At 48.1% G+C, this 25,918-nt stretch carries 24 protein-coding genes; 10 read left to right on the forward strand and 14 right to left on the reverse strand.

Annotated features, from left to right (window positions below):
• Positions 1 to 73: 73 nt before the first annotated feature.
• Positions 74 to 985: a LysR family transcriptional regulator gene (locus ACK5NH_RS11230; RefSeq protein WP_416920141.1), complete on the reverse strand. Its 912-nt coding sequence runs from the start codon at positions 983 to 985 to the stop codon at positions 74 to 76.
• 110 nt (positions 986 to 1,095) lie between these two features.
• On the opposite strand from ACK5NH_RS11230, the gene ACK5NH_RS11235 reads away from it, so the two are divergent.
• Genes ACK5NH_RS11235 through ACK5NH_RS11250 form a run of 4 tightly spaced genes read left to right on the forward strand, consistent with a single transcriptional unit; the run spans position 1,096 to position 3,880 of the window.
• A complete protein-coding gene (locus tag ACK5NH_RS11235) occupies positions 1,096 to 2,232 on the forward strand; it encodes an alkene reductase (RefSeq protein WP_416920142.1) in 1,137 nt (378 codons plus the stop codon).
• Positions 2,232 to 2,429: a hypothetical protein gene (locus ACK5NH_RS11240; RefSeq protein WP_416920143.1), complete on the forward strand. Its 198-nt coding sequence runs from the start codon at positions 2,232 to 2,234 to the stop codon at positions 2,427 to 2,429. Before ACK5NH_RS11235 ends, ACK5NH_RS11240 begins: the two co-directional genes overlap by 1 nt.
• Positions 2,430 to 2,435: 6 nt before the next feature.
• Positions 2,436 to 2,879, forward strand: coding sequence for an ester cyclase (locus tag ACK5NH_RS11245; protein WP_416920144.1), 444 nt, complete (start codon positions 2,436 to 2,438; stop codon positions 2,877 to 2,879).
• Positions 2,876 to 3,880: a polysaccharide deacetylase family protein gene (locus ACK5NH_RS11250; RefSeq protein WP_416920145.1), complete on the forward strand. Its 1,005-nt coding sequence runs from the start codon at positions 2,876 to 2,878 to the stop codon at positions 3,878 to 3,880. Before ACK5NH_RS11245 ends, ACK5NH_RS11250 begins: the two co-directional genes overlap by 4 nt.
• A 65-nt stretch (positions 3,881 to 3,945) precedes the next feature.
• Here ACK5NH_RS11250 and ACK5NH_RS11255 read toward each other — a convergent pair whose 3' ends face one another.
• The 7 genes from ACK5NH_RS11255 to ACK5NH_RS11285 form a co-directional block, all read right to left on the reverse strand.
• Complete coding sequence (locus tag ACK5NH_RS11255) at positions 3,946 to 5,106, reverse strand: putative sulfate/molybdate transporter (RefSeq protein WP_416920195.1); 1,161 nt, start codon at positions 5,104 to 5,106, stop codon at positions 3,946 to 3,948.
• Between the two features lie 278 nt (positions 5,107 to 5,384).
• Positions 5,385 to 6,773: a tetrathionate reductase family octaheme c-type cytochrome gene (locus ACK5NH_RS11260; RefSeq protein WP_416920146.1), complete on the reverse strand. Its 1,389-nt coding sequence runs from the start codon at positions 6,771 to 6,773 to the stop codon at positions 5,385 to 5,387.
• Between the two features lie 47 nt (positions 6,774 to 6,820).
• Positions 6,821 to 8,551 carry a DUF3373 domain-containing protein gene (locus ACK5NH_RS11265; protein ID WP_416920147.1) on the reverse strand — a complete coding sequence of 577 codons (1,731 nt, stop codon included), beginning with the start codon at positions 8,549 to 8,551 and terminating at the stop codon, positions 6,821 to 6,823.
• 178 nt (positions 8,552 to 8,729) lie between these two features.
• Positions 8,730 to 9,059: a c-type cytochrome gene (locus ACK5NH_RS11270; RefSeq protein WP_416920148.1), complete on the reverse strand. Its 330-nt coding sequence runs from the start codon at positions 9,057 to 9,059 to the stop codon at positions 8,730 to 8,732.
• A 504-nt stretch (positions 9,060 to 9,563) separates the two neighbouring features.
• Complete coding sequence (locus tag ACK5NH_RS11275) at positions 9,564 to 10,340, reverse strand: substrate-binding periplasmic protein (RefSeq protein WP_416920149.1); 777 nt, start codon at positions 10,338 to 10,340, stop codon at positions 9,564 to 9,566.
• Positions 10,341 to 10,481: 141 nt separating this feature from the next.
• Entirely contained in the window at positions 10,482 to 12,020 is a 1,539-nt protein-coding gene (locus ACK5NH_RS11280; protein WP_416920150.1) for a tetratricopeptide repeat protein, read from the reverse strand.
• Between the two features lie 118 nt (positions 12,021 to 12,138).
• Positions 12,139 to 12,975, reverse strand: coding sequence for a mechanosensitive ion channel family protein (locus ACK5NH_RS11285; RefSeq protein WP_416920151.1), 837 nt, complete (start codon positions 12,973 to 12,975; stop codon positions 12,139 to 12,141).
• Positions 12,976 to 13,143: 168 nt separating this feature from the next.
• On the opposite strand from ACK5NH_RS11285, the gene ACK5NH_RS11290 reads away from it, so the two are divergent.
• Both ACK5NH_RS11290 and ACK5NH_RS11295 read left to right on the forward strand, forming a co-directional pair.
• On the forward strand, positions 13,144 to 13,623 hold the full coding sequence (locus ACK5NH_RS11290) for a hypothetical protein (protein ID WP_416920152.1): 480 nt from the start codon (positions 13,144 to 13,146) through the stop codon (positions 13,621 to 13,623).
• Positions 13,624 to 14,036: 413 nt separating this feature from the next.
• Complete coding sequence (locus ACK5NH_RS11295) at positions 14,037 to 15,212, forward strand: type III PLP-dependent enzyme (RefSeq protein ID WP_416920153.1); 1,176 nt, start codon at positions 14,037 to 14,039, stop codon at positions 15,210 to 15,212.
• A gap of 63 nt (positions 15,213 to 15,275) precedes the next feature.
• Here the strand turns inward: ACK5NH_RS11295 and ACK5NH_RS11300 are convergent, their stop codons facing one another.
• Positions 15,276 to 15,488 carry a YdcH family protein gene (locus ACK5NH_RS11300; RefSeq protein ID WP_416920154.1) on the reverse strand — a complete coding sequence of 71 codons (213 nt, stop codon included), beginning with the start codon at positions 15,486 to 15,488 and terminating at the stop codon, positions 15,276 to 15,278.
• Positions 15,489 to 15,900: 412 nt separating this feature from the next.
• Here ACK5NH_RS11300 and udp point away from each other — a divergent pair, with 412 nt between their 5' ends.
• A complete protein-coding gene (gene udp, locus ACK5NH_RS11305) occupies positions 15,901 to 16,659 on the forward strand; it encodes a uridine phosphorylase (RefSeq protein ID WP_011624236.1) in 759 nt (252 codons plus the stop codon).
• A 113-nt stretch (positions 16,660 to 16,772) separates the two neighbouring features.
• Here the strand turns inward: udp and ACK5NH_RS11310 are convergent, their stop codons facing one another.
• A complete protein-coding gene (locus ACK5NH_RS11310) occupies positions 16,773 to 17,525 on the reverse strand; it encodes an outer membrane protein OmpK (RefSeq protein ID WP_416920155.1) in 753 nt (250 codons plus the stop codon).
• 487 nt (positions 17,526 to 18,012) lie between these two features.
• On the opposite strand from ACK5NH_RS11310, the gene ACK5NH_RS11315 reads away from it, so the two are divergent.
• The 3 genes from ACK5NH_RS11315 to ACK5NH_RS11325 are packed head-to-tail and all read left to right on the forward strand — an operon-like array spanning position 18,013 to position 20,362.
• The gene (locus ACK5NH_RS11315; RefSeq protein ID WP_416920157.1) at positions 18,013 to 18,483 is read left to right on the forward strand and encodes an NfeD family protein; all 471 of its coding nucleotides are present in this window, start codon (positions 18,013 to 18,015) and stop codon (positions 18,481 to 18,483) included.
• A gap of 11 nt (positions 18,484 to 18,494) precedes the next feature.
• Positions 18,495 to 19,430: an SPFH domain-containing protein gene (locus ACK5NH_RS11320; protein WP_279770366.1), complete on the forward strand. Its 936-nt coding sequence runs from the start codon at positions 18,495 to 18,497 to the stop codon at positions 19,428 to 19,430.
• Positions 19,430 to 20,362: an SPFH domain-containing protein gene (locus ACK5NH_RS11325; RefSeq protein ID WP_416920160.1), complete on the forward strand. Its 933-nt coding sequence runs from the start codon at positions 19,430 to 19,432 to the stop codon at positions 20,360 to 20,362. Before ACK5NH_RS11320 ends, ACK5NH_RS11325 begins: the two co-directional genes overlap by 1 nt.
• A gap of 209 nt (positions 20,363 to 20,571) precedes the next feature.
• Here the strand turns inward: ACK5NH_RS11325 and ACK5NH_RS11330 are convergent, their stop codons facing one another.
• The 4 genes from ACK5NH_RS11330 to priA all read right to left on the reverse strand — a co-directional run bounded on the left by ACK5NH_RS11330 (position 20,572) and on the right by priA (position 25,865).
• Positions 20,572 to 20,796, reverse strand: a complete 225-nt coding sequence (locus ACK5NH_RS11330) for a hypothetical protein (RefSeq protein ID WP_011624229.1) — start codon at positions 20,794 to 20,796, stop codon at positions 20,572 to 20,574.
• A 302-nt stretch (positions 20,797 to 21,098) separates the two neighbouring features.
• On the reverse strand, positions 21,099 to 21,794 hold the full coding sequence (locus ACK5NH_RS11335) for an SPOR domain-containing protein (RefSeq protein WP_416920162.1): 696 nt from the start codon (positions 21,792 to 21,794) through the stop codon (positions 21,099 to 21,101).
• Positions 21,795 to 21,797: 3 nt separating this feature from the next.
• A complete protein-coding gene (argS, locus tag ACK5NH_RS11340; RefSeq protein ID WP_416920164.1) occupies positions 21,798 to 23,543 on the reverse strand; it encodes an arginine--tRNA ligase in 1,746 nt (581 codons plus the stop codon).
• A gap of 111 nt (positions 23,544 to 23,654) precedes the next feature.
• Complete coding sequence (priA, locus tag ACK5NH_RS11345; RefSeq protein ID WP_416920166.1) at positions 23,655 to 25,865, reverse strand: primosomal protein N'; 2,211 nt, start codon at positions 25,863 to 25,865, stop codon at positions 23,655 to 23,657.
• Positions 25,866 to 25,918 lie beyond the last annotated feature (53 nt).

Here is a 25,918-nt window from a genome sequence, read left to right on the forward strand (position 1 = left end):
TGGATCGCCGCAGTGCTGTTAATCGCTCATTTTCAGTCGCTACTGAAGTCCTATTTATCTGTTTATTTATCGCTTAAGGTGCTGGGTATTCTTGGCTAAATTGCAGTAGCTTTTGGGCTAAAAACTCAATGGTGCGGCGTATTTTATGGCTCGGGTAGTCGGTTTGCAGGTAGACCAATTGCAGTGGCACCGCAGGCGCGAGTTTATCGGCTAAGATTAGCTTTAGCCTGCCTTCGGTGACATCCTGCGCCACATCGAGCCAGCTCTTATAGGCGATACCTCGCCCCGCCAGAGCCCAATCGCGTACTACGGCACCGTCGTTACAAAAGCGTTTTCCTCTCACTTCTATCTCTACGGCTTCACCATTGTGGCTGAATTTCCACTTCTGCCACGGTTCACCGCCACGATTTAAAATCAACACTTGGTGCTGACTCAGTTCGTTCAGTGTTTGCGGCTCACCATGTTGAGCAAGATAAGCGGGGGAGGCGACCAGCACTCTTGGGGTCATTGACAGCTGGCGCCGCTTTAGATTGGAATCCTCAAGCTGGCCATAGCGCAGGGCTAAATGGATATTTTGATCGATAAGATCCGCCATATGATCGCCAAAATAGAGTTGGATCGACAGATCTGGCGCGCTATCCATCAATTCATCTAACCAACCGCGGATCCAGCTGCGACCAATATCCGAGGGCAGGGCAATACGCACTTCACCTTTGAGTTCGCCCCTATGTTCGGCCAAATTGGCTGAGGCGGTTTCGAGTAAGGCGAGTGCAGGCTTGGCGGCGTCGAGAAATATTCGCCCTTCTTCGGTGAGCTGCAATCGCCGTGTCGAGCGAGCAAACAGCTGACAGCCTAGCTTTTTTTCAAGCCGTTGGAGGGCGGCGCTGGCGGCGGCGGGCGTCATACCAACCTCTTTGCTGGCGGCGGAGAGGCTTTCGAGCGCCGCGATACGCAGGGCGAGTTGCAGATCGTTTATATGGTGCATATCAAATTATTTTTGAAAATGATTTAAATATTTGGCCGATTATCAATATAGATTAATTAATGCACTATTGCACTCAGATATTCAAACTTCATTTATGGTTCGGAGTGCATATGAGTTTATTTACAGCCTATGAGTCAGCGGCACTGACGCTGCAAAATCGTATCGTGATGGCACCGATGACACGGGCGCGTACCACACAACCTGGGAATATTCCCAACGACTTAATGGCGCAATATTACGCCCAGCGTGCTACGGCAGGCCTGATTATCACCGAAGCGACCCAAATTTCGGACGACAGCCAAGGCTACTCTTTCACCCCCGGCGTCTATACCGAGGCGCAAATTGATGGCTGGAAAAAGGTTACTGCGGCGGTGCATCAAGCGGGTGGAAAAATCTTTAATCAAATCTGGCATGTAGGCCGAGTGTCCCATCCGATTTTTCTGCAGGGGGCAGCGCCAATTGCGCCTTCGACGATTACTCCAGTAGGCACTAAAGTGTGGATTGTCGATGAACAGCATCCCGAGGGACAAATGGTGGACTGCCCCGAGCCGAGGGAAATGACCCAAGCGGATATTGACCGCGTAGTGGCCGACTTTGCCAACGCGGGGGCAAGTGCCATTGCCGCAGGTTTCGATGGCATCGAAATCCATGGTGGCAATGGTTATCTCATCGACCAATTCCTGCGGACTAATTCTAACCATAGAACCGATGCCTATGGCGGCTCGCCCGAAAAACGTATTCGGTTTTTATTGGAAGTGGTTGAAGCGGCAAGTGCCAAGATTGGTGCCGATAAAGTAGGCGTTCGCCTTGCACCCTATGTGACCTTTAAGGATATGGCTTGCCCTGAGATAGTCGATACTATCCTGTTAGCCGCTAAGCATTTATCGGCTTTGGGTGTGGCGTATTTACACTTATCGGAAGCCGATTGGGATGATGCGCCCAAGGTGCCAGAGTCCTTCAGAATCGAGCTACGTAAAGTGTTTAAAGGCAGCATCATTGTGGCGGGTCGTTACTGTGTCGAGCGTGCCAATGCGATTATTGAAAAAGGTTATGCCGACTTAGTGGCCTTTGGTCGCGCCTTTATCGCTAACCCCGATTTGCCCTATCGATTAGCCAATCAATTACCCCTATCGCCCTTCGATAAGGGGCCATTATTTGGCGGCAGTGCGGCTGGATATACGGATTATCCTAGCTACCAAGCGGCGCTACGAGCCGTTATCCGCTCTAGCGATGATGAGGTGGCATAATGCAACATCGTACTTATTGCGCCGTTGCGCCTTGGATAAAAGTTGGTTTATGGAGCTCAGGATTACTCGGCTTAGCCATTTTAGGCTTTGCGCTTGCGAGCCATAGTATGACGGTTTTTGCTGCTCAAGGTGGTTCAACCAAGCCAGTGTTGATGTCAAAACGGCCCTCACTCCTAAGGTTATGGCAATGGAGCTGATCAGTGATGGCTCGCCACAATCTGAGACCATTGCCCACGCCGCCCGCCCTGTTATACGCTAGCTTTTGGGATACCGGCGACCCGACATTTGCCCACTGGGCATTAGCGACCCGTTTTATTGATCGCACTCTGCCAGAAGGCCGTGCACAGGGGATTACAGGGCCGCTAGACGCCTCTAAAACCTTTAGAGCGGCAGTGCCCGATCTTTCGGTATCCGTCGAGCATCTGCTGGTGGTCGGTGACCGTGCGGTTGTGCGCCTCCGCTTTAATGGCCATTTTACCGGTGTCTTTGGTGAACAGCGTGGACAAGGGCAAAAAATTGATTTTCGCGCCGTAGATATGTACCGAGTTCGTGATGGTGTTATCACTGATAACTGGCACCTCGAGGATTATCAAACGCTATTTAGCCAACTGGCCTCAAAAGCCGTAACCACGGGAGCTAAGTCATGAACCCGCGTCGACAATTTTTAAAGGCCAGTTTACAGGCGGGTGGCGCCTTGATTGCGGGTGTAGGATTAAGTCAGTCAGCCTTCTCTATGGGATTATCGGGGACAATGGCACTCGATGAACAAACAAAAACTTCGGTAGGAGGCAGTATGAACAACCGTTTTTGGCCTAATGGTGAGCAATTGGTGATCTCTATATCCATGCAGTTTGAGGCTGGCGCGCAGGATCAAAACGCCGAAGGCCCGTTTCCACCAATGGAGCAGGGTTATCCAGATACTATTACCCCCAGTTGGTACGACTACGGGATGAATGAGGGGATACCGCGTTTGCTGCGTTTATGGCGTAAGCACAATGTTCACGTGACATCCCATATGGTGGGCCGCGCCGCCGAATTACATCCATTACTTGCAAAACAAGTGGCGGATGAAGGCCATGAGATTTCAGGCCATGGGCAGACGTGGACGCCGCAATACAGCATGTCGCCAGCGCAGGAGCGTGATTCTTATATCCAGAGTATCAATACCTTAGAAAAGATCACCGGCCAGCGCCCCATAGGATTTAATGCGTTTTGGATGCGCCATAGCACCCAAACTTTAACTATCCTGCAGGACTTGGGCTTTATCTATCATATTGATGATTTATCAAGGGATGAACCTTCGATTATCCCAGTGCAGGGGAAACCGTTTGCGGTGGTGCCTTACACCTTACGTAACAATGATATAGGCCGTTTTGGTGGCAATACTGCGATGACGGCTGACGCCTTCTTACAGGAGCTTAAGGATGAATTCGACATGCTCTATCAGGAAGGCGCATCGCAGCGGCGGATGATGTCCATCAGTGTGCACGACCGTATCGGTGGTACGCCAAGTCTTGCCAATGCCTTAGACAAGTTTATTCAATACGCTAAAGAACACTCAAAAGTGGGTTTTATGCGTAAGGATGCGATTGCTAAATGGGCGCTGGCACAAAAGGATACGCCCACCAATCCTGCAAGAACATTTTAAGGGTTAAAACCACAGCGCATACGCATAATGCGCTGTGGTTTTTGATATCGGAGAGATATATGTGGCTAACGCATAGCGAGCATGGCCCAAGTGCGGCGTCCCTGCTCGAGAATAATCCCGACAGCCAAGCCCGCAGCGGCGTTGATGGCAAGGCAAGTCATAGCGGTCGCGAGGATCACAAAGATACAGAAGGGCTTACCATCGATCAGGCGTTTTGACCACGCCAGTTGCAATCCGCCGATGGAGAGTAAACTGCCGAGAATGGCCACAGGAATAAGCCCGAGCAACCACGCAATTTGGCTATCCCAAAACAGGGCAATAACCACACAAGTACCACCGAAGATTAATGGCGCGAGGTGAGTGCGCGCGCCAAAGTGATACTGCACCGCGAGGCCTCCCGCACCGTGACACATGGCCGCCGCACCAAAAGGCGCGAGTAACAAATTGGCAAGCCCAGAGCTAATGGCCAAGTTTTTGGGCGTGAGTTTAGCGGCGTCTTCGGGGAATTTTTCCTGCGCCATGGCTGAAGTTGCAATGACGGCATTGGTTAAGGTGAGGGCGAGCTGTGGCAGCACCAGTAAAATCGCCGCCGAGCTCCACTCATTAAGACTCGGCCAAGCCAAATGCAGTGAGGCGCTCAAAGCGGGAATCGTCAGGCTGCTAGTTATTTCGGTTTGGCTGTTGGCTTGCCACAACATACCCGCTGCGATAACGAGTGGCATGGCAAGGTAGCGTAAGGGTAAGAATTTACTCACAAAAAGCAGAGTGAATGCGCCGAGTCCGAGCAGCCAAAAATCGCTCATCATCTTGGTGCCCATCCACATTAATTGCAGGCCAATGGCGAGTTGAATGCCTACACTCACGGCTTGGGATAATTGCTTGGCAAGCCAAGTGATGGCGCCACTAAACGCTAAGATTAACAGTATGATACCCATCAGCATTGCGCTGGCTTGGAGCATCCCAGGCGTTAAGCCTTGGGCGATGACGAGGGCGGCGATGACCTTCATGGGTTGGACGGGAATAGGGCGGCGATAAAATAAGGCGCTTAATATCGCGAATAAGCCAAAGCCTAAAAATATCCCTTGGGGCGAAAATTGGTTTAGGGCAATTAAGCCCAAGACTAAGGGTAAAAAAGTGCCTAGGTCGGCGAAGGCGCCGCTGGTTTCGCCGAGTAAACGGTTGAGCGGTTGAGTCGGGTGCTGTGTTGGGGTTTTGCCCGCGGTCATAGAGGTTGCCACAATTGAACATTGCCTGATTAGGCAAAATAAATGCCATAAAAATCAGTTAATTTTACTTGTAAACAGAGTCAAAGTCCTTTTGTCGCCTATAGGGTGAGACAAACTGGGATAGTGCTCATTTGTGACTGTGGCGATTTGTCTTTGTTGGCGGAAATGCCACGGTAAAAAAGAGAGCTTAGCCAGAGGGAACTAAGCTCTCAAAGGTTTGCAGGGGAGCGATACTCGCTATGCCTTAAGTTCGGTTAGGCGATAGCGAGTGGAACAGCTTATGGTTGTTTATGCTTAGGGCCTTGCTTGTTTTTCATTGGGTCGCCTTGATAGCCCAAGGCTTGCCAATCGAGACGAGTGCCTTTGTTGTGGCAGTCATTACAGTTAAGTGCTTGTTCCTTCGGTGATACCATGTGGTTGATACGCCACCACATTTCAGTAGCGGCAAAGTCATATTCACCACTGTATTTGATGCCTTTTTCAGTCATGGTGGTGTTTGCTTCCATACCCAGTTTCGCTGCTAAATTCCAATCAAACTCGCTCCAATATCCGCCCTTGCCATAGGTTTTGGGGGTGATAAAGATGTTGAGTTTTTTGTCGTAAATCTGCTTACCGGTATGCACCTTAAAGGGATAAATCTTGGCTTTAGCATCGTTAATGTCGCCCGTAGGGTAGGTCAGTTTAGTGACGACATTCGGGTCCATTTTGTCCCCCGCCATATAAGCGTTTGCCGTGCCGTTGTACCAAGCGTATTGGGGCTTGACCATTTTCTCCCACACGAAGTCACCCTTCTTCTTCTGATAGGTGTGTTTGCCATATTGGTCTACGGTCTCAGGCTTATCATCACCCGCAGTTGACCAATCCCAGTGCATCTTGGTGGGTTCATTCTTAGCGAAGAAAGGAATATGGCAGGTTTGGCAGGCCACGGTTGCGGTATGGGTATTGAGCTTTTTATTGCTGTGCGGCGCGCTCTCGTGGCAGTTCTCACAGCCTATATGGTCAATACCGCCTGGGGATACCCCCATGGCATTTCCCGAAATTTGATGTTTCTCAGTGGTATGGCAGTTTTGGCATTGGAAGTTATTGCCGTCGCTATCCATGTGCACATCGGTGGCTTTATCGGGATAGGCCATGGAGGAGTCGAGATCCCCGTGTTTGACTGCATCACCACCGCCACCGTAGAAGTGGCAGCTACCGCAGTTATCCCGCACGGGTTCACCCACGTTTTGCGCGATCTTCGCCAAATCGAGTTTTGCCATGGGTTCGCCTGCACCGGCGGGGTCTTTCACATAGGTGCCTGTGGTGTCGTGGCAGACAAGGCAGTCCACTTTGGTTTTGTCTTTAAAATCAAAGTTACTGTCCTTCCAACCATAACCTGCGTGGCAGCTGGTGCAGCGAGGCTCGTTGCTGGAAATCGACACACAGAAGTTATTAATACTGTTTTTCTTACCGCGTAATACGGTTCTATCGGGGAGCTTTTGTTCTAATTCCCATGTCCAATGGGAGGTTTTCATCATGTCCGTGGCTTGTTCTTCGTGGCAGGTTAAACACTGAGTCGTGACCTCTGAACCTGTGGCGAAGGGGCCTTTGAGAACGTCTTTATGGGGATTGGCAGCCTGCGCTTGCAACGCCATACCCGCTAAGGCAATAACAATGATTTTTTTCATTCTGGACTCCTGCCCTCGGCAGTACCGAGGGCTGAATGGCATTTAGGTTAGAAGTTAATGGTTAGCGAGGCGTTCACATCGAAGGCCTTATCGACTACCGGCAGCATTGAATAGGCTGAGCCCGCTAACACTTCATCGATTTTTTGTGGTGCGCCAACAGGTGTGCCGCTACCTGTGTATTCGTAGTCGTAGTAGAGTCCGGCCAACTTGATAAACATTTTTGGATTGATATCAAAGATGTAATAGGCTTCGCCGACATGGCCACGGGTGGCTAACTTGCTACCGATTGGGTCATCTTGGGCTTGGGTGAAGGGCGTCCAATATTTAGAACCGTAGTTATATTCCAAGCCAAACTTGCCGTATGGCGCAGGGATTTGGATACCCACATAGATGCCATAACCATCTTTGGTTTCGGTATCATCGCTGGTTTTCGGCACCATGATGATTTCGGTCCCAGTGCTATTGAGCTCAGCTTCAAACACCGCATCGGATAACATGCCGCCGAACATGCCGGCATTACCATTAGGCTCTGCACGTGTCCAACCCAGTGAGGCAAACCATTTGATATCGTTAGCTTCCTCCCGCGCAAAACCAATGCCGCCGAGGTACATATCACCAATGACGCCGCTAGGCTGTACTCGGGTGACAAAGTTAAAGTTGTCAAACTTTTGCATATCCTGGTACATGGTGGGGGCAAAAATACCCGCCAGTTGAGTTGGGAAGGCCATAGTGCCTTTAAAGCCATCGTTGATGTCTTTGGCACCAAACAGGGTAAATTGCAGGAAGTTAGTGCCGTCATTGATGGCATCGATATTAAAGCCGCCGAGGTGGGTATCCTTGGTGACTATGTCGCCAAACATTTCGCCATTACCCCATTGGGATTCAAAGCCTTGGCCGTAACAGAAGCGAACCACTTGCCCCTCTACCCCGGTGATTTCCCCTAGGTTGTAGCCTAAGGTTGCACCGTCGAAGTTAAAGTTGACTAAATGGCCTGAAGGCGTGCCGCCACGCAGTTCGTTTTCACGGTAGTGGCTTGGTGGGCCATAGGTGGATGGGCGGCGACCAATCGAGAGGTAAAACTCGGAGCCATTGATTTTTTTCCAGTCGAAATAGGCGCGTTCTACCCTTAGCCAGTCACCACTGGTGTTGCCGCTGCTGGTGCCATCCATAGTGAATGACCGCCAAGAGTCGAACACTTGTACGCCAGTGGAGTCGCCCCAGTTTTTGTACATGCTCAGACGACCGGCAAAGCTGACGTTATCCCATACCTTAGCCTTAAGGTTTAACCGCAGGCGAGTGGTGTAAAAGATATCGTTATCAATATCTTGGATATGTTGCTGTGCGAGTACGTAGGGCATAACACCCTGTAACATGCCATTTTGGAAGGCGGCTGCCAGATCGGGATTGGCTTGCATCATCTGTCCGAGTGGTGAGTTAGGGTCGTTAGGCATCCCAAAGGAGCCTGACATGGCTTTGGCGCCAAAATCATTGAAGTTAACCTTAATTGCTGGGTTCCAAACCACGTCGCGGTAATGTAGAGAGTGTGCCTTGGTTCTAAAGTCACCAGTGATTTCAAGCCGGTCTAACGAGGTGTGGCGCTCGGTTTTATCGACGCGGCTATTCAGTTCATCGAGCTGCTCGGTGATGTCGGCCAGTTGTTGTTTCAGCTCGGCCATTTTTTGGGTGTCCGCTTGTACTTCATTGGCCGCGGCAAAGGCTTGGCAAGACATAAACAGCGCATTAGCAACCAATATCGAAATGAGTGTAGGTGTACGCATAGGGTTTCTCCCTGAGTGTTCCGTTGGCACCGACTCAAGGTCTGGTGCCAAATTTACCCAACAGGAGGCCCTGAGGTGTGCTCCCCATTTTTCTCTTATTGGGCTTTGGTTTTATATCAATGGGTTAACTGACAGTTGCAGGCCTGCGGTTATCCCTTTGATTTAGGCTTAGCAGCGATTAGCCGCAGGTTTGCGGTTGCTCCGAGTCGGCGGCATGGTCATACAGGAATTGCTGTATATCTTTGAGGTCTTGCTCGGTGAGGCCGTTGAATGCCTCAGGTTTGAGTTTGTGCTTATCTTTGTCGAAGAAGCGGTCCCATTGGCTCATGGTTTTGCTCATTGGGGTTAGCTCGCCACCTTCACCACCTTGGCTATGGCAGGCTTTACATTCTTTTTTATAGAGGTGTTTTCCCTTTTTGGGATTGCCTCCATCGGCGGCGTAGGCTTGAAGCCCAAGACTACTGACTAGCGCGACGGCGATTGCGATCTTAGTTGAAGTTTTCATCATCTCATCCTTTCTTAATTGTCATTCGCATGACTTTGTTGGTGGAATGTGGTTATTGCTTCCACCTTGTGAATAAATTTATCAAAAGTGATGGGATGTTTATTTGAGGTGTATCACTTTCATTAAAAAAATCTAATTGATAAAAAATTCATTGATAAAAATCTAATTGATAGGTGATGGAGTGGTTTTGACAGGGATTTACATTTGCAAAAACAACAGTTTGTTTTTGCAGCTAAATTAGTGTTTTGTGTAGCATGGAGGATTTAAGGCCAGAAAGGGCTAAGAATCGACAGTGATCGAGTTAACATTTTGTAAAACTCCCTATATCTAAAGTAGTAACTCTGAATAATTTGACTCGATTAAAGGTGTTTAAGTTTGATGGATTGCTTGCTATTTAAAGTTGCTGCAGCAACAAGGTTTTCAGGGACAATTACACCACCCATTTCATCAAACTGCTGGGCAAGCGCTGGCAACATTACTGCCGCATCTGATGACCATAACGGCTTCTTAGTTAGGTGTTTTGGCTAAATCATGTTGATTGATAGGCGGGTCGACGCCAAAGGACTCAAATAGTTGAGTGATTTCCCCCGAGTTACGCATATCATCAACGATTAATTCAACCTGTTTAGCGTATTTGTGCAGTGGTGATTGTAGTGGGATGCTGAAGAAGCGGCCATTTAAACTTATATCAGCATAATCCATTGCTTTAAATTGCGCGTTTCCCGCAAATGTGTGCATTTCATTTAGCTCTGAGGTTATTGCTAAATCAATACGTCCAGCCTTTAGCATGTTTATTAACTGCTGATGATTATTAACAAATGTGACCTTGAGTTGTGATTTGTGGTTATTAAATTGATGACTGTAAAAGGTGCCTCGTATGGCTCCAATCACATAAGGCTTTAACTCCTCAAAATGGGTGACATGGATTGGAGAAGCGGATAGGGCATAGTAATACACGTAACGTTTATGATATCCAAGGAGCATAGGATGGAGAAACTGGCTACGTTCAGATGTCATCGAATGAATTGGAATGAGATCGACTTGTCCTGTTTCTGCCACTTTTATGGTACGTGCCCATGGCACATTACTCCAGCTGATTTGATGCCCTAGGCGATTGATAACCTGATTGATTACAAAGGCACCAGGGCCTTTACATTGCCCATTTTCAAAATAGATTACGGGATGTCTATCACGGCAATGGGCTTGCCACACTGGGGAGGCTGTGTCAGCCTGAACCTTTGAGATAAGTAAGCTGGCAAAGAAGATAAACGGGATGAATCTCATATCGTTAGCCTTGGATGATCACCTATATCGGTGGGCAATGCTAAAACTTGCTTGATAGAGTGTAGCGTTTAAATATAACTTTGCTTGTTAGACAAAGGTTTGACCTATCAGTATTGGGCAAACCTTATGCTCAATTTACCGCTAGTTATCTTTTTCTAGATAAGGCGCTAGCTGGGTTTCAATCTTCTCGATTTCGTCCTGGGCATACAACAGCTCGGATTCCGTTAAGCGCGGCAGGGCTTGTTGTTGATACAGGAGTTGATCGCTATTCATACCGTATTTGCCAAAATTGCGCAGCAGTATGCTCGACCAAATATATACCTGAACCGGTTTATCGATCGACTCATGGCGATTGATTTCAACTAGGGCTTGCATGGCATTTTGACTGCCCAAGTCGGCGGCTTTGCGGTAACAAGTTTCTGCGGTTTGTAGCGCTTCGCGGCTCGGATGCTCGCCTTTGCGGTAGATTTCTGCTTGGTTAAGGTAGTAATAAGCTTGCTGCTCATCGGGGATAGGGTGTTGATGCAGAAAGTTATTACACAGGTTTTTGGCTTCGCGGATCTCTAGGGTGCCCAAGCGCTTACTAAGCTTCTCAAATGCGTTTTGATAGTCACTGATGTGGCTCATGGCCGCCAGTTGGTAATACATTAAGGCTTTAATCGGTTGGCGCGAGACGCCTAAGCCTTCTTCGTAGATTTTACCTAGGCCGAATAGGGCTTCTTCTTGCCACTGGGACGCCAAAGTCTCGAATTCTGTTCTTGCCTGCAGGTAGTCATTATCAGTTTGTGGGTCGAGTAGCTTAAGATGTGCCAGCGCTAACTTGGCAAAGACATTGTCAGCGGCGCAGGATTTTTCTAACCAGTGGCGGGCCTTGCCGTAGTCGACGGCAAAATCTTCACCATAAAGGAAACGTTTGCCTAGGTAATACTGGCGAAAATCATTTTCTGCGGCATATTCGCTGAGTAGGGCTTCGGCACGGACGAGATCCTTAGGGCCGCCTTGGCCTGCGGCAAGCATATGGCCTAAGTTATCTTTTGCGAGTTCATCACCAGCGGCGACGGCTTTCTCAAAGTATTCCCGTGCTTTGCTATAGTCCGACGTGACACGCTCATCGTGCCAATAGAGAGTCCCCAAGTGGTAATAGGCATCATGGTTGCCTTGGGCGGCCGCCTTTTCGAACCAATAAATGGCTTGGCTAGCATCGGGATCGAGAAAGGGTTGTCTGAGATACAAATAAGCGAGCTCATATTGAAACTCGACTTGCCCCGCTTCTGCACTGGCTTTGAGTTGATCTACCTGCTCGCGTAACTGCTCGGGTGTTTGTGCCTCTGAGGCGACCAAGCTAGTCAGGGTGAGCATGGGTAAATATTGCGGATCGATCTCGGCGGCTTTTCGATACCAATATTCAGATGCCTTAGGATCGGCGGGGACTTGGGGGAATCGACCCGAATACAGCTCGGCCATGGCAATGGCGGCCACGGCGAAGTCCTTATCGACGGCCTGCTGAATATAGTCTAGGCCTGAATTGACTTCGCCCTGATTGATTAATGTGAGTCCGTGATTGAGCAGCGCCGAAGGTTCTCCCGCGGCAAGCGCTTCGGCTTGTATCTTCTTTTTTTGGTATTTGGCAAAAAGAATAAACAGTACGACAAAGGCTATAATGATAAGTATCAACAACATAGTATTCCATCACTATCGATATTTGGGCTGCACAGTAAACGTGGTTCCCGCAAAAAATGCAAGTTTACAGTGGGAGAAGCGGGGCGGATGGCCGAGTCCATTGCCCCGGTAGATGAGGTTACTTTTCTTGCAAATGAATTTCCCGCACAGGGCAAGCCATCTCGATACCGGCCTGCTTGAGGGCGTTATACATGGCTAGATTAATCTTATATTTATGCTGAAAGTAACTTTGGGTTGGTACCCAGTAACGCACACCAATCTCAATGCCGATGGCATTAAAACCGTTGATACCAATATTTGGCGTAGTGTCCTGGCTGACATTGGGATTTTGGCTCAACAGTTCAGTGATTAAGGTTATCGCCGCTTCTGGGTCGTTGTTGTAGCTCAGGTTAAATTGGGTTTCGACCAGCTTATTACTGAAGGAGTTATGCAGGATCTCGCCGACTATGTGTTTGTTGGGAATGCTAATTTGCTCGCCTTCCTCGTTGGTTAAAATTGTCATACCCAAATTAATGCGCGTCACAACACCGCTTTCACCTTTGATTTCGATGGTGTTTCCGACCACAAAGGGACGAGTCACAATAATGGTAACCCCAGCGGCATAGTTCGACAGCATGCCCTGCAGGGCTAAACCAGCACCGAGGGAGGCTGCACCGATGGCAGCCACCATGGGCGTAACACTAATCCCTATCTTGCCAAGGGCAATAATGGCCACCATGACGATGATCAGGATACGTATCAGATTGCTGACAAAGTTACTGAGGGTGATGTCGATGTGATGCTTTTCGCACTGCTTGGCAACCAAGCGCGAGACTTTACTGGCGAGCCACAGGCCCAATAAAAAGACCAGCGCCGCACCGATTAATTGGAAACTATAATTGATTAAAAATTCGGTGATCAGTTGGTAGACGCCCTGCAGTTGTTGCAATTCTTGATCGAGCCCCGGTGTTATCATCATGATATCCTTGCAATAAATTTAACTGCCCTAGTATAACGCACAATTGCTTTGAAAGGCGTATTCACCATGCATTGTGAAGCGTATCATGTAATGGCGCGGATTAAATGAGCCAGTTGCGAGACTCGGGTATGCTATTACCTGTATCAAAAATGGAGTTAAGTGTTTATGAGAAAGCTGTTATTGTGCCTGCCCTTGCTTTTCACTCCCATGATGGTCCTTGCGGCGAGTTATGTTGCCGGTGATGCCATCAATCCTATTTCATTGCAGGATCAAAACGAGCAAGCGGTCAGTGTGACCGACGAAACCAAAGTGGTGCTCTTTAGCCGCAGTATGAAAGGCGGCGATATCATTAAAGAAACACTCACGCCACTCACCGGAGATAAGTTTCCGCAACACTTAGTCTATGTGGCGGATATCAGTGGTATGCCATCGTTGATCGCCAAATTTGTCGCAGTGCCGCAAATGCAGGAGTTGCCTTTTGCCATTGGGTTAGACAGAGAGGGCGAGATCAGCCGCCTGTTACCCGATACTAAAGATATGGCGACGATGATTTTACTGGATCACCGCAATATTCAGGACATCGCCTACTTCGATTCGAGTGAAGCCCTAAGCCAAGCCTTAACGAAATTGAGCGAGCAGCAGTAAGTCTTCTTCGTGGTCAATCTTGAGGGGTGTTCACCCCTCAGCTCATTTCATCCTGCTTAGAAATATGGTATTTGACTCGTTAAGATGGCGCAGGAGTCTTAAATCGGTCGTCAAATTTTACTTAGCGTTTCCCTCAGTCAATCCTTAGCGACATTAAGCTTGGTTGACGTCGTAAAAAATTCATTTTTCCTACCTCAAAAACGTCAATATTCTCTGTTGCGCTCTTGTGCATAATTATCTGTTTTAACGATGCTTTTTTTAAGTCTGTTACTGCTTAAAATTTCTCGGAATAAAAAGTTAGTTATTAAGCATAAAAATTCGTTGCGTTAAATAAAAAAATAGCGTTTACTGCGCACGTTTTTAAGACAGATAGCGAATCTTTTACCATTTGACCCAAAGGAGACTCTGGCCCAATGAGCCAATTTCAATCTATTGATGTTGCTGACTATTATGATGCTCAAACCTTCAAACGTATCGAAGAGTTTGCCAAAGATAAAGCGACCCCGTTCGTAGTGATTGATACCAGTATCATTGCGAAACAATACGATGACATGGTTAATAGTTTTCCTTATGCCGATGTTTATTATGCAGTTAAGGCAAACCCAGCGGCCGAGATCTTGACCTTATTAAAAGATAAAGGGTCAAACTTTGATATTGCCTCGATTTATGAATTAGATATGGTCACTAACGTGGGCGTAACGCCTGATCGTGTTAGCTATGGCAATACCATCAAAAAGCGTCAAGATGTGCGTGCGTTTTATGAGCGTGGTGTGCGTATGTATGCATCGGATTCTGAAGCCGACTTACGTATGATCGCCGAAGAAGCGCCTGGTTCTCGCATCTATGTGCGTATCCTGACCGAAGGCACAGACACCGCAGATTGGCCATTGTCACGCAAATTTGGCTGCCAAAATGAGATGGCTTATGAGCTGTTAGTCTTGGCGAAGGAATTAGGCTTAGAGCCCTTTGGTATTTCATTCCACGTGGGGTCACAGCAACGTGATATCGGCGCTTGGGATTCGGCGATTGGTAAAGTGAAGAGCATCTTCGATCGTTTGCGCGATGAGCACAACATCGTCCTGAAGATGATCAACATGGGTGGCGGCTTCCCTGCCAACTATATCGACAAAACCAATCAACTCGGTGTGTATGCAGAGCAAATCACCCACTTCCTGAAGGAAGATTTTGGTGATGATTTGCCACAGATCATTCTGGAGCCAGGTCGCTCGCTGATCTCTAACGCAGGGGTGCTGGTTTCTGAAGTGGTGCTTATCAGTAAGAAATCTTACACCGCATTAGAGCGTTGGGTATTTACCGATGTGGGTAAGTTTTCAGGTTTGATCGAAACCATGGATGAGGCGATTAAATTTCCCATCTTCACCCATAAACAAGGTGAGTTAGAGAAGTGTGTTATCGCGGGCCCAACTTGCGATAGCGCCGACATCATGTACGAGCATTACAGCTATGGCCTGCCGAATGACTTAGCTATTGGAGACCGCATGTACTGGTTAACCGCCGGTGCTTACACAACTACTTATTCAGCGGTGTGTTTTAACGGTTTCCCACCACTCAAGGATTACTACCTGTAATCTGTGCCAGATGGCAACAAAAAGGGCGCTTAGGCGCCCTTCGTTTTTTCCCGCGATTTCAGCTTAGCTGTGGGACTTAAGAATTTGATATATCTCTTCTTTTAAGTGGAGCTTTTTGCTCTTAAGTTCTTTCACCGCGGGATTGAAATCACTACCGACGCGTTTTTCCAGTTGTTTGATTTCCTCATCTAATTGATTGTGCTCGTCGAATTTACGTTGGAAATGAGCATCTTGAGTCTTTAAGGTGGTAATTAGCTCTCGATATTCTGGAAACATTGGCGTTCTCCTTGTCGTCTTTTATCGTGCTTTGGTCTCGTCTTAACCCTAACCTTAGGCACAATGATGAAACGTGATTTGGATCAATATTTGTCCTTCTACAGATTAATACTAAAGGTTGATTTCAGCAAACTGGCTATAAATCAATAACCTATATATTTTATATTGCTCAGTGTGGCGACTGAGTCAGATCTGGCTCACACTTAATTTTACCTAATTGACGGGTGCCGACAGAAACATCACAGATTTGCTATCTTTGTGATCAAGCTGTAATAGATTTGGTAATTTCATTACGGATGAACAATTCTTCTTGCCGATAATTCTGTGATCAAGTTAACCTTCACCGCTTCGATACTAGGTTAAAGTCGATTCAATAAGAATTTTATTATCAAAAATGAAAGGGGTTTTCACGATGGCTGATGTATTTCACTTAGGTTTGACCAAAGCGATGCTCGATGGTGCCACTTTGGCGATTGTGCCTGGCGATCCAGAGCGTGTAAAACGTATTGCCGAGTTAATGGATAATGCCACATTCCTCGCAAGCCACCGCGAGTACACGAGCTACTTAGCCTATGCTGACGGTAAGCCTGTGGTGATTTGCTCAACCGGTATTGGTGGTCCATCAACTTCTATTGCTGTTGAAGAGTTAGCGCAATTAGGCGTGAATACCTTCCTGCGTGTCGGTACTACGGGTGCGATTCAACCCCATGTGAATGTGGGCGATGTGATTGTAACTCAAGCGTCAGTGCGTTTAGATGGCGCGAGTTTACATTTTGCACCTATGGAGTTCCCTGCGGTTGCTAACTTCGAATGTACCACTGCTATGGTTGCTGCGTGCCGTGATGCGGGCGTAGAACCTCATATCGGTGTTACCGCGTCTTCAGATACTTTCTACCCAGGTCAAGAGCGTTATGACACTGTGACTGGTCGTGTGACGCGTCGTTTTGCTGGCTCAATGAAAGAGTGGCAGGATATGGGCGTGCTGAACTATGAAATGGAATCAGCGACTCTATTCACTATGTGTGCGACTCAAGGTTGGCGTGCTGCCTGTGTGGCCGGCGTTATCGTAAACCGCACTCAACAGGAAATCCCGAACGAAGCCACAATGAAACAAACTGAAGTCAGTGCGGTTTCTATCGTTGTCGCTGCGGCTAAGAAGCTACTGGCTTAATTTGCTGAAACACTCCCCTGCAAAGCGAGTGTAGTGTGCGTAATAATAAAAAAGGTGCCCAAGGCACCTTTTTTATTTTCCGTCACCACTGAGGCGACTACGTATCACTCAGATTAGAAGTGGTACTGAGCAATCACAGAATACGTGTCTTGGTCGACACCTTTCACACCGTATTTATTGGTCCACAGATCGTACTCGATACCCACAAGTAGTTTATTGGCTTTGTGGTCACCAAATAGGCTCTTACCCAAATCGTATTTCAGCTGAGGGTTGAAGTGGAAGTTTTCTTCATAGCCACTGTTATCAGTCGCAAATACCCAATCGATAAAGCCATCGAGAACGATATTGGCAGAACCCACAGGAATATCGATTCTGAAGACTGGGGTGAACTGCCAGCCATCACTGATATTGCCTGAGCTCATCGCATCGCGACGATAGGTGTTGAAGTTAAGGTAAGTAAAGTAAGGCACTGCAACATCAACCCCTAAGCCATAGAGCAAGCTATGTACTGGGCCTTCACCTTCTTCGTAGGTAAGGGCTAATGAAAGATCGGTTATAGGGCCGAATGCAATCTTTTCGCCGAGGATTTTGCTCGCGCTAAAGCGAGGTGAAATCTCTCCGTAGGTGGTGCTATCCATGCCCGTGTGGTTGCCTTTAAAGTAGATAAAATCTTGGAAGGCAAACCAATCACCGTATTTCCATGCACCAGCGGTTTCGAGTGTGACTGTCGTTTGCTTGTCCGAAGGAGCCAAGTCGTAGTCTTCGCCATAAAGGGCGGTTGCACTGAAATCCCACCACTGTACTAAGTCACCAGCAAATGCTTGAGGTGAAAGCATTAATGCTAGACATAGGCATGTCTTTTTCATTGTTATTTCCTGTTGTAGGGGTAGAGGCTAAATAAGGTTGTACTCAGTTCCTGCTCGTAAGGCAGAACCCGCAAACGGCTTAGCAGAAGCGGCTTACATTGGTGCTGGCTGAGGGCAAGGTAAAAAGTGCGGGCAATATATGCAAAAATTTACAATTATTCAAAGTTTTTTATCGAATGTTGTTGTGAAAATCACATAATCAAATTGTGGACTTTTAGTTGTTTAATCTATTGATTTTTAGTGGTTATTTTATATGTTGATACATTTTTGATGATATTTTGAGCTAACTTTTTGAATTGATTGTGCTTAATTTTAGAACAACTCAAGTCAGCTTTTGGTCGCGAGTAGACTTACTCTCTCACTATCCCAAGTTAATTGTCTTGCTGTGTTCTTTAAATCGGCGTATAAATTTATGACATATTATGTCGCATATCTATCACTCTGCTGTTATAGTGCTGCATAGGATGCTCTCATTTCAGGGGGGAATATGGAGTTTTCGAATCTGATTTTAGTCTGGTCTATTATCGGGATTATCTTGATGTTAGCCGAGCTGGTGATACCAGGAGGTATTGTCGTGCTACTCGGTGCCGCCTGTTTAGTGGTAGCTGGCGCCTTAGGGATTGGTCTAGTGGAAGGATGGGTTCAGAGTCTGACACTGTGGTTTATTTCCGCCATCGTCTTATTACTCGCCTTTCGGCAAGTCACTCAAAAATTGGTTGGTGGAGATTCCCATGTGGATAACACCGATGAAGAACTTGATATCTACAATCAAATCGCCCGTGTTAAAAAAACCATAGGTCCAGGACAAACGACAGGAAGAGTCGAGTTCCAGGGGAGCGAATGGCCCGCATTGGGGGATGGTAGTATTATTGCTGTGGGCACTGAGGTCAGGATTATCTGCCGTGAAAACATTGCCCTAGTGGTTGAGCCTGTTGATCAGGCAACGTCTCAAAACTAAAGGATGAGTCTATGTTTGTGTTTACCTTAGTCATTTTATTTGTCTTGTTTATTCTCTATAAACTGATGCTGATAGTGCCGATGCGTGAGGTGCATGTCATTGAGCGTTTAGGGAAATTTCGCACTGTACTGCAACCGGGATTCCATTTCTTAATTCCATTTTTCGACCGCGTCGCATATAAACACGATACCCGTGAGCAAGTACTCGACGTGCCGCCACAAAGCTGTATCTCAAAGGATAACACCCAGCTTGAAGTGGACGGCTTAGTGTATCTCAAGGTCATGGACGGAAAATTAGCAAGTTATGGTATTGAAAACTATCGTAAAGCCGCTGTGAATCTTGCGCAGACGACCATGCGTTCTGAAATCGGTAAGCTCACCCTCAGTGAGACCTTTTCCGAGCGTGATCGCTTAAACGAATCCATAGTGCGCGAGATTGATAAAGCGTCTGAGCCTTGGGGGATCAAAGTGTTACGTTATGAGATCCGCAATATCACACCATCGCGCCATGTGATCCATACCCTTGAAAAACAAATGGAAGCCGAGCGTCGTAAGCGCGCCGAAATCACCTTGGCCAATGCCGAAAAGGCCGCGATGATCAATATGTCAGAGGGTGAGCGCCAAGAGGCGATTAACATTTCTGAAGGCCAAAAACAGAAGCGTATCAATGAAGCTAAAGGTACGGGCCAAGAGATAGCCATTATCGCTAAGGCCAAGTCAGAAGGCATGGCGATGATTTCCCAAGCGCTAGCGGTCAATGGCGGTAACGATGCGATGAATATGCTGTTAAAAGAGCAGTTTATTGCTCAGGTCGGTAAGATCCTCAACGATGCGCAAGTCTCGGTTGTCCCTGCTGAAATGGCAAAACTCGAAGGTTTCTTCGAGGGAATGGAACAAGTCACCCAAACAGTAGGTGGCCATAATGCAACTAGCAAAGGAGCACGCTAATGCAAATCCCATTGAATACTGATGTCGCGGTAATGGTCATTTGGGGACTGATTTTCGCAATATTCGTGATTAAGTTGTTCCAATCCATCCGCTTAGTCCCAACTAAATCGGCTTATATTGTTGAGCGTTTAGGCAAGTACCACTCGACTTTAGATGCGGGTTTCCACACCTTAATTCCTTTTGTTGATAAAGTGGCTTATATCCATGACTTAAAAGAGGAAACTATCGACGTACCACCGCAGGAGTGCTTCTCGAGCGACGAAGTGAATGTGGAAGTCGATGGGGTGATTTATATCTCTGTTATCGACCCTGTAAAGGCCAGCTATGGCATCACAGACTATCGCTATGCGGCAATTCAATTGGCGCAGACCACTACGCGTTCAGTGATCGGCACCTTAGATCTCGATCGCACCTTCGAAGAGAGGGATGTGATTTCGGCTAAGGTAGTGGAAGTGCTCGACCAAGCGGGCGCCATGTGGGGTATTCGCGTGCACCGCTATGAAATTAAGAACATCACGCCGCCCGAGACAGTGAAAAATGCCATGGAAATGCAAGTGAATGCCGAGCGTGAGCGCCGTGCATTACTAGCAAAGAGTGAAGGTGATAAGCAGAGTAAGATCAATCGCTCAGAAGGTATTAAAGCGGAAACCGTAAACCGTTCTGAGGGTGAAATGCAGCGCCGTATCAACGAGGCCGAAGGTAAAGCGGAGGAGATTTTAACCCTGTCGCGAGCCACTGCGGAATCGATTGAGCGTTTAGCGGCGGTGATTGCCGCGCCAGGTGGTCATAACGCACTGCGGATGCAACTCGGTGAGCAGTATTTTAAGCAGCTCGATGGCTTAAGTCAGAAGTCCAGCCGTGTGGTGCTGCCAGGTAATATGGTCGATTTCGATTACTGGATGAATAGCATAGGCTTAAAAGAGAAAGATTAAGGCGCATAAACTATGCAGCGGCTTAAATATTCATAAGCTTAAGCACCCATAAACCTAAGGCCAAATAGTGATATTTGGCCTTATTTTTTGCGGTTTAGCATGGGATTTAAGATAAAGAGACTGGTTATAAAATATTGGTTTAATTGGCGCGGTGAATGGGGGACTCAATGAAGCCATCCATTGGCGTGTCGCATCATCTTCAGCCGTTATTAATAGGCCAAGCGCTCGGAAATTTCAGAGTGGGAATGGGTTTCGATAAGACGTGCAATCGTGTCTTGTTCGAGCACAGCTAAGGCCGAAATCTCGTTGTAAATCTTATCCTGAACATCTAAAGGCATGTGCACATGCTCCATATACATCCGGATGCTTAAAGCGTCACCGCTTTTGAACAGTTGGCTGAATTCAGAGGCTTCAATCTCGATTAATGCATTCATAATACTTCACCCTGAGGTTGGATTTTTGATGAGTAGACAACAGGTTTTGCTGTTACCTAAGAGATACGCCTAAGTTTGATCTAGGTCAATTAAACACCATATTAATCTTTCTTAATAAACAAATTTTCCTTTTAAAAATAGATTGTTATAAATTTGATAAAATGAAAGTGTGACATGTCTCAATGTTTGAAACGAGGTGAAAGAGGGCTATTTTCGATTTAGAGTGGCAGGGGAGAAAATAAAAAATCGCGGCGAGTGATGGCTCACGCGCCGCAATATTAAGACTCGTTTTACGAGTAGGGTTACTTAGGAATGGCTAGGAGTTGGCAGCCATTGATCCCTGCATTTTGTAGGGTGTGGCGCTTACGCTCGGCATCGCGTCTACGTTCGTAGGGGCCGAGGATAACCTTGTACCAAGTGCCAGAGGTGCCTTCAATTTGTCTGACCTGCGCCTCTAGTCCTTGGAACGCAATCACAGCCTTCATCTGGTTCGCCTGAGACTCCTGACGGAATGAGGCGCACTGTAATTGATATTGCTGTGGTGTGCGCGTGGCCACGACATCGGGAATATCCACTTCGACGTTTTTATTCTCAAGCTCGTCCAGATAGGTCCATTCTTCCTTGGGCTTGGGTGGCAAGGCGTTAGGATCTTTCTTCGGCGCTTCAACGACGGGCTTTTCTTCCTCGGGCGCAGTCACGACCACGGCTTGGCGCTCGGCCTCTTTCACCTTAGGCGTCAGAATCGTTGCCGGTTCTTTTGCCTTGGTCAGCTTCTCGGTTTTCACCTCGACAGGCGCTTCCTGCTTGGCAGTATCTTTAATGCTAAACAGAAAATAGCCAAAACCACCGACGGCAATAAAGGCAAACAGGATCAATGGGATCGGGAGCTTACGGCGAGGCGCAGCCTTTTTAGCCGCGGGTCTCGCTCGTGTTGCGCGCATAGGGCGCTGTTTCGCGCCCGCTTGCGGTCTTCTGTTGGCATAGTCACGATTGCTCATGGCTTACATCCGTTCTAGGGTTTCGATACCTAGTAGATTTAGGCCTTTTTGCAGTGTGTTGGCCGTCAGTTGTGACAGCAGTAAACGGCTATGCTTTTGCTCGTCATTATCGGCGGCAAGCACTGGGCAGGCTTCATAGAAGCTAGAGAAAGCCCCTGCTAATTCATAGAGATAACCACAAAGTACATGTGGTTGGCCCTTGTCGATCACCCGGCTTAGGATTTCACCAAACTGCGCCAGTTTGTTACCTAAGTCTTTCTCTTTTTCGTGCTCGAGTACGATCTTCGCTTGGCTTAAGTCAATATCGGTTGCACGCTTGAAGATTCCAGCAACGCGGGTGTAGGCGTATAGCAGGTAAGGCGCGGTATTGCCTTCAAAGCTCAGCATTTGCTCGAAGCTGAAGATGTAATCGCTGGTACGGTTTTTCGACAGATCGGCGTATTTGACTGCGCTGATGCCCACAACACGGGCGATTTCAGCCAGAGTCGCTTCATCCATATCAGGATTTTTGCTGCGAACCAGCTCAAGTGCACGGGTATTAGCTTCATCCAGCAGATCGACCAGTTTCACGACGCCACCGGTACGGGTCTTGAACGGGCGACCGTCTTCACCATTCATAGTGCCGAAGCCTAAGTGTTCCAGTGACATATCATTACGGACAAACTTGGCCAGCTTGGCAAGGCTAAACACTTGTTGGAAGTGTAGCGCTTGGCGTAAATCGACAAAGTACAGCACGCGGTCGGCTTTTAGCACGCTTGAACGGTAACGCATGGCGGCTAAATCGGTAGTGGCATAGAGGTAACCACCATCGGCTTTTTGAATGATAACAGGCAGTGCTTCGCCTTCTTTATTACGGAATTCTTCTTGGAAGACCACTTTGGCGCCATTGCTTTGGGTCAGTAAACCTTGGGCGTCTAAGTCTTTTACCACTTGTTCTAAATCGGCGTTATAGGCGCTTTCACCGTGCACGTCGGCGCGGGTTAAGCTCACCCCTAAACGCTCGTACACTTCGTGGCAATGGCTTAGGGAAATATCGTTAAATTCACGCCACAGTTTGTTGCAGTATTCGTCACCAGATTGCAGTTCAACCACGAGCTGACGGGCACGAGTCGCGAACTCGGCGGATTCGTCAAAACGCAGTTTGGCGGCACGGTAGAAGGTTTCGAGATCCGATAATTCTAATTGAGCTTGTTCGCCATTTTGCGCGCGCAATTCTTCCATGTAAGCCAGCAGCATACCAAACTGGGTACCCCAGTCGCCTACGTGGTTTTGGCGGATCACTTTGTGGCCTAAAAACTCGAGGGTACGCACCACGCTATCACCAATGATGGTCGAACGCAGATGGCCGACGTGCATCTCTTTGGCGAGGTTAGGTGAAGAGTAGTCCACAACGATAGTTTGTGGCGTTGGTAGCTTAATCCCTAAATGCTTATCGCTAATTGCAGCCTGTAACTGGTTCGCTAACGCGTTGTCATCAATGAAGAAGTTGATAAAACCAGGGCCTGCGATTTCGACTTTTGCCACATAGGCTGAGGCGGGGAGGTTGTCGATGATCAGCTGTGCCAATTCGCGGGGATTTTTACCCGCCGCTTTAGTTAGCATCATGGCTAAGTTGGTTGCCAGATCGCCATGGCTCTTATCCTTGGTTCGATCTACTTGAATTCGCGCCTCAAAATCCGCAGGTAAAATACCTTGTTGTTTAAAGGATTCGATAGTTTGTTCAAGTAATGATTGGATATGTGATTTCATGGATTAATTAGCTACTAACTTTAAGAATGAATACAGGGAATAACCGCGTATTTTAGCCGTTTGTGGTGACTAATTGCTATCTTCCCGATGATTTTTTATCAAATTATTGAATCACAACAGATCCTGCGGATCTCTATCCAGGCTCCAGCGGCAACGTTTGGCCTCCGGCAGCTGTTCGATTAGGGGATAAATACGCTCAAATTCTTGTTGTAATCTATGCCTGTGCTTGGCTTGAAACATCAATTGACGGCGAAACTTACCGGCTTTTCTGTCGAGTGGCGCTGGCATTGGGCCGATGATTTCAAACTCTTTATCTTGGGGCAGTAGCGCTGCAAACGCATTAAGAAAGTTATCGGCGTCCACGGCGGAGTGAGCTTCTGCGCGCACCAGCACCATGTGCCACGCTGGAGGCAGCAGCGCCATTTGCCGCTCCTTTAATTGGCTGCGGGCAAACTCGCCATAACCCCGGTGGAGCAAATCCCTCAGTATCGGGTTATCACTCTGGTGAGTTTGCAGCAATACAGTGCCGGGTTTATTGGCACGGCCAGCGCGACCCGCCACTTGGGTATAGAGCTGGCCGAAGCGCTCTGGCGCCCTAAAGTCGGCGCTAAAGAGCGCGCCATCGACATCCAGTAATCCCACTAAGGTCACATCTGGAAAGTGGTGCCCTTTGGCAAGCATTTGAGTGCCGACCAAGATCTTGTACTCGCCCTTATGAATTGCGCTTAAGTGGCTTTCGAGCGAGCCTTTAAGGCGGGTGGTATCACGATCGATTCGCACCACGGGATATTTCGGGAACTCCTGTTGCAGTGCTTCGGCGAGTTGTTCTGTGCCTATACCTTGGCCCATCAACATAGTACTGCCGCAATTGTGGCACTGCCTTGGAATGGCATATTGGTTGCCACAGTGGTGGCAGCGGATCTCGCCAAGGGATTGATGTACAGTAAAAAACGCATCGCAGCGATCACACTCGTGTAAGTGCCCACACTCGTGGCACAGCAGTGCTGGGGCAAAGCCGCGGCGGTTCAAAAACAGTAATACCTGATTCCCTGCCTCTAAATGGCTGCGGATTTCGTTGATGAGTGGCGCCGACATCCCCGCCTTGAGGGGCAGGTTTTTGATATCGATAATCCCTTGGCGTACTTTTTTCGCATTACCCGCTCGTTCTCCGAGTTGCAGATGATGATAGCGACCACTGAGGGCGTTCTGCAGGGTTTCTAACGAGGGCGTCGCCGAACCTAAAATCACCGGGATCGATTCTAAATGTCCGCGCATCACGGCGAGGTCGCGGGCGTGATAGCCCACGCCTTCTTGCTGTTTAAAGCTGCTGTCGTGTTCTTCATCTAGGATGATTACGCCGGGAAAAGCCATGGGCGTAAACAGGGCAGAGCGGGTGCCAATGATGATGGCGGCTTGGCCGCAGCGAGCCTGTCGCCAAGCTTCGAGGCGCTGGTTGTCGGTCAGCCCCGAATGCAGCACGGCCACATTGACTTTAAAGCGGCGCTTAAAACGATTAATGGTTTGCGGTGTTAGGCCAATCTCGGGTACGAGGATCAGCGCTTGCTTACCTTGCTTAAGGATATGTTCGAGTACGGCTAAATAGACCTCGGTTTTACCCGAACCGGTAATGCCCTCGAGCAGAGTGCAGTGGTATCCTTGCTGTTGGGTGAGCAGGGTGACGGCAACTGCTTGTTCCTTATTGAGTCTATGGGGGGCTTCATCGAGTTCCAGTTGGCTGCGCCAATCGAGATTGAGCTCGGCGAGTTTCTCGTGTCTGGCAATCCAGCCCTTATCCTCTAAGGTTTTGAGCGCGGCTTTATTCAGTTCTAAACTGATGACATCTTCTTGCGTCAGGCTGGTTTGCTGTAAGCGTTCGAGTAAGCGTTTCTGAGCCGGGGCGCGTTTTAATGTCTCAGGCGCAATATTGCTGCCCAGCTCTGTGATTTGCCAGTACTGAATTTTTTGCGGCGCGGCATCGAGCCCTTTACGCAGCGCCACGGGGAGCGCCTGTGTCAGCATTTGCCCTTGGCTGCAAAAGTAATATCTTGCGGCCCAGAGGGTTAATTTATAAAGCGATTCTGGCAATAAGGGCGCGTCATCAATAAACTCTATGACAGATTTAAGTTGCGTAGGTGCTAGATCGCAGCTGTCGGTGATGGCGGTGACAAGGCCAATCAGTTGCTGGCGTCCAAAGGGGACTTTTACTCTTATACCAATCTGAGGCTCTTGAGCGCTTTCCTCACCTTGCTCAGCGGTATCGACTCGATAGGTAAAGTTTTGCCGCATAGGCACAGGTAACGCAACTTCAACAAACAGTGACATATGCAGGTCGAGTCTTAAGGGAAATGAGGTTTAGTGTACTCAGCACGGCTAGC

The organism is Shewanella sp., assembly GCF_047975355.1.
Lineage (GTDB): Bacteria > Pseudomonadota > Gammaproteobacteria > Enterobacterales > Shewanellaceae > Shewanella.

Coding starts and splice junctions, on each gene's coding strand:
- ACK5NH_RS11240 (WP_416920143.1), top strand. CDS start 2,232: ATGCAACATCGTACTTATTGCGCCGTTGCGCCTTGGATAAAAGTTGGT.
- ACK5NH_RS11295 (WP_416920153.1), top strand. CDS start 14,037: ATGAGCCAATTTCAATCTATTGATGTTGCTGACTATTATGATGCTCAA.
- ACK5NH_RS11320 (WP_279770366.1), top strand. CDS start 18,495: ATGTTTGTGTTTACCTTAGTCATTTTATTTGTCTTGTTTATTCTCTAT.
- ACK5NH_RS11310 (WP_416920155.1), bottom strand. CDS start 17,525: ATGAAAAAGACATGCCTATGTCTAGCATTAATGCTTTCACCTCAAGCA.
- argS (WP_416920164.1), bottom strand. CDS start 23,543: ATGAAATCACATATCCAATCATTACTTGAACAAACTATCGAATCCTTT.
- ACK5NH_RS11330 (WP_011624229.1), bottom strand. CDS start 20,796: ATGAATGCATTAATCGAGATTGAAGCCTCTGAATTCAGCCAACTGTTC.
- ACK5NH_RS11265 (WP_416920147.1), bottom strand. CDS start 8,551: ATGCGTACACCTACACTCATTTCGATATTGGTTGCTAATGCGCTGTTT.
- udp (WP_011624236.1), top strand. CDS start 15,901: ATGGCTGATGTATTTCACTTAGGTTTGACCAAAGCGATGCTCGATGGT.
- priA (WP_416920166.1), bottom strand. CDS start 25,865: ATGTCACTGTTTGTTGAAGTTGCGTTACCTGTGCCTATGCGGCAAAAC.
- ACK5NH_RS11235 (WP_416920142.1), top strand. CDS start 1,096: ATGAGTTTATTTACAGCCTATGAGTCAGCGGCACTGACGCTGCAAAAT.
- ACK5NH_RS11230 (WP_416920141.1), bottom strand. CDS start 985: ATGCACCATATAAACGATCTGCAACTCGCCCTGCGTATCGCGGCGCTC.
- ACK5NH_RS11260 (WP_416920146.1), bottom strand. CDS start 6,773: ATGAAAAAAATCATTGTTATTGCCTTAGCGGGTATGGCGTTGCAAGCG.
- ACK5NH_RS11325 (WP_416920160.1), top strand. CDS start 19,430: ATGCAAATCCCATTGAATACTGATGTCGCGGTAATGGTCATTTGGGGA.
- ACK5NH_RS11255 (WP_416920195.1), bottom strand. CDS start 5,106: ATGACCGCGGGCAAAACCCCAACACAGCACCCGACTCAACCGCTCAAC.
- ACK5NH_RS11285 (WP_416920151.1), bottom strand. CDS start 12,975: ATGATAACACCGGGGCTCGATCAAGAATTGCAACAACTGCAGGGCGTC.
- ACK5NH_RS11245 (WP_416920144.1), top strand. CDS start 2,436: ATGGCTCGCCACAATCTGAGACCATTGCCCACGCCGCCCGCCCTGTTA.
- ACK5NH_RS11300 (WP_416920154.1), bottom strand. CDS start 15,488: ATGTTTCCAGAATATCGAGAGCTAATTACCACCTTAAAGACTCAAGAT.
- ACK5NH_RS11315 (WP_416920157.1), top strand. CDS start 18,013: ATGGAGTTTTCGAATCTGATTTTAGTCTGGTCTATTATCGGGATTATC.
- ACK5NH_RS11270 (WP_416920148.1), bottom strand. CDS start 9,059: ATGATGAAAACTTCAACTAAGATCGCAATCGCCGTCGCGCTAGTCAGT.
- ACK5NH_RS11290 (WP_416920152.1), top strand. CDS start 13,144: ATGAGAAAGCTGTTATTGTGCCTGCCCTTGCTTTTCACTCCCATGATG.
- ACK5NH_RS11280 (WP_416920150.1), bottom strand. CDS start 12,020: ATGTTGTTGATACTTATCATTATAGCCTTTGTCGTACTGTTTATTCTT.
- ACK5NH_RS11335 (WP_416920162.1), bottom strand. CDS start 21,794: ATGAGCAATCGTGACTATGCCAACAGAAGACCGCAAGCGGGCGCGAAA.
- ACK5NH_RS11275 (WP_416920149.1), bottom strand. CDS start 10,340: ATGAGATTCATCCCGTTTATCTTCTTTGCCAGCTTACTTATCTCAAAG.
- ACK5NH_RS11250 (WP_416920145.1), top strand. CDS start 2,876: ATGAACCCGCGTCGACAATTTTTAAAGGCCAGTTTACAGGCGGGTGGC.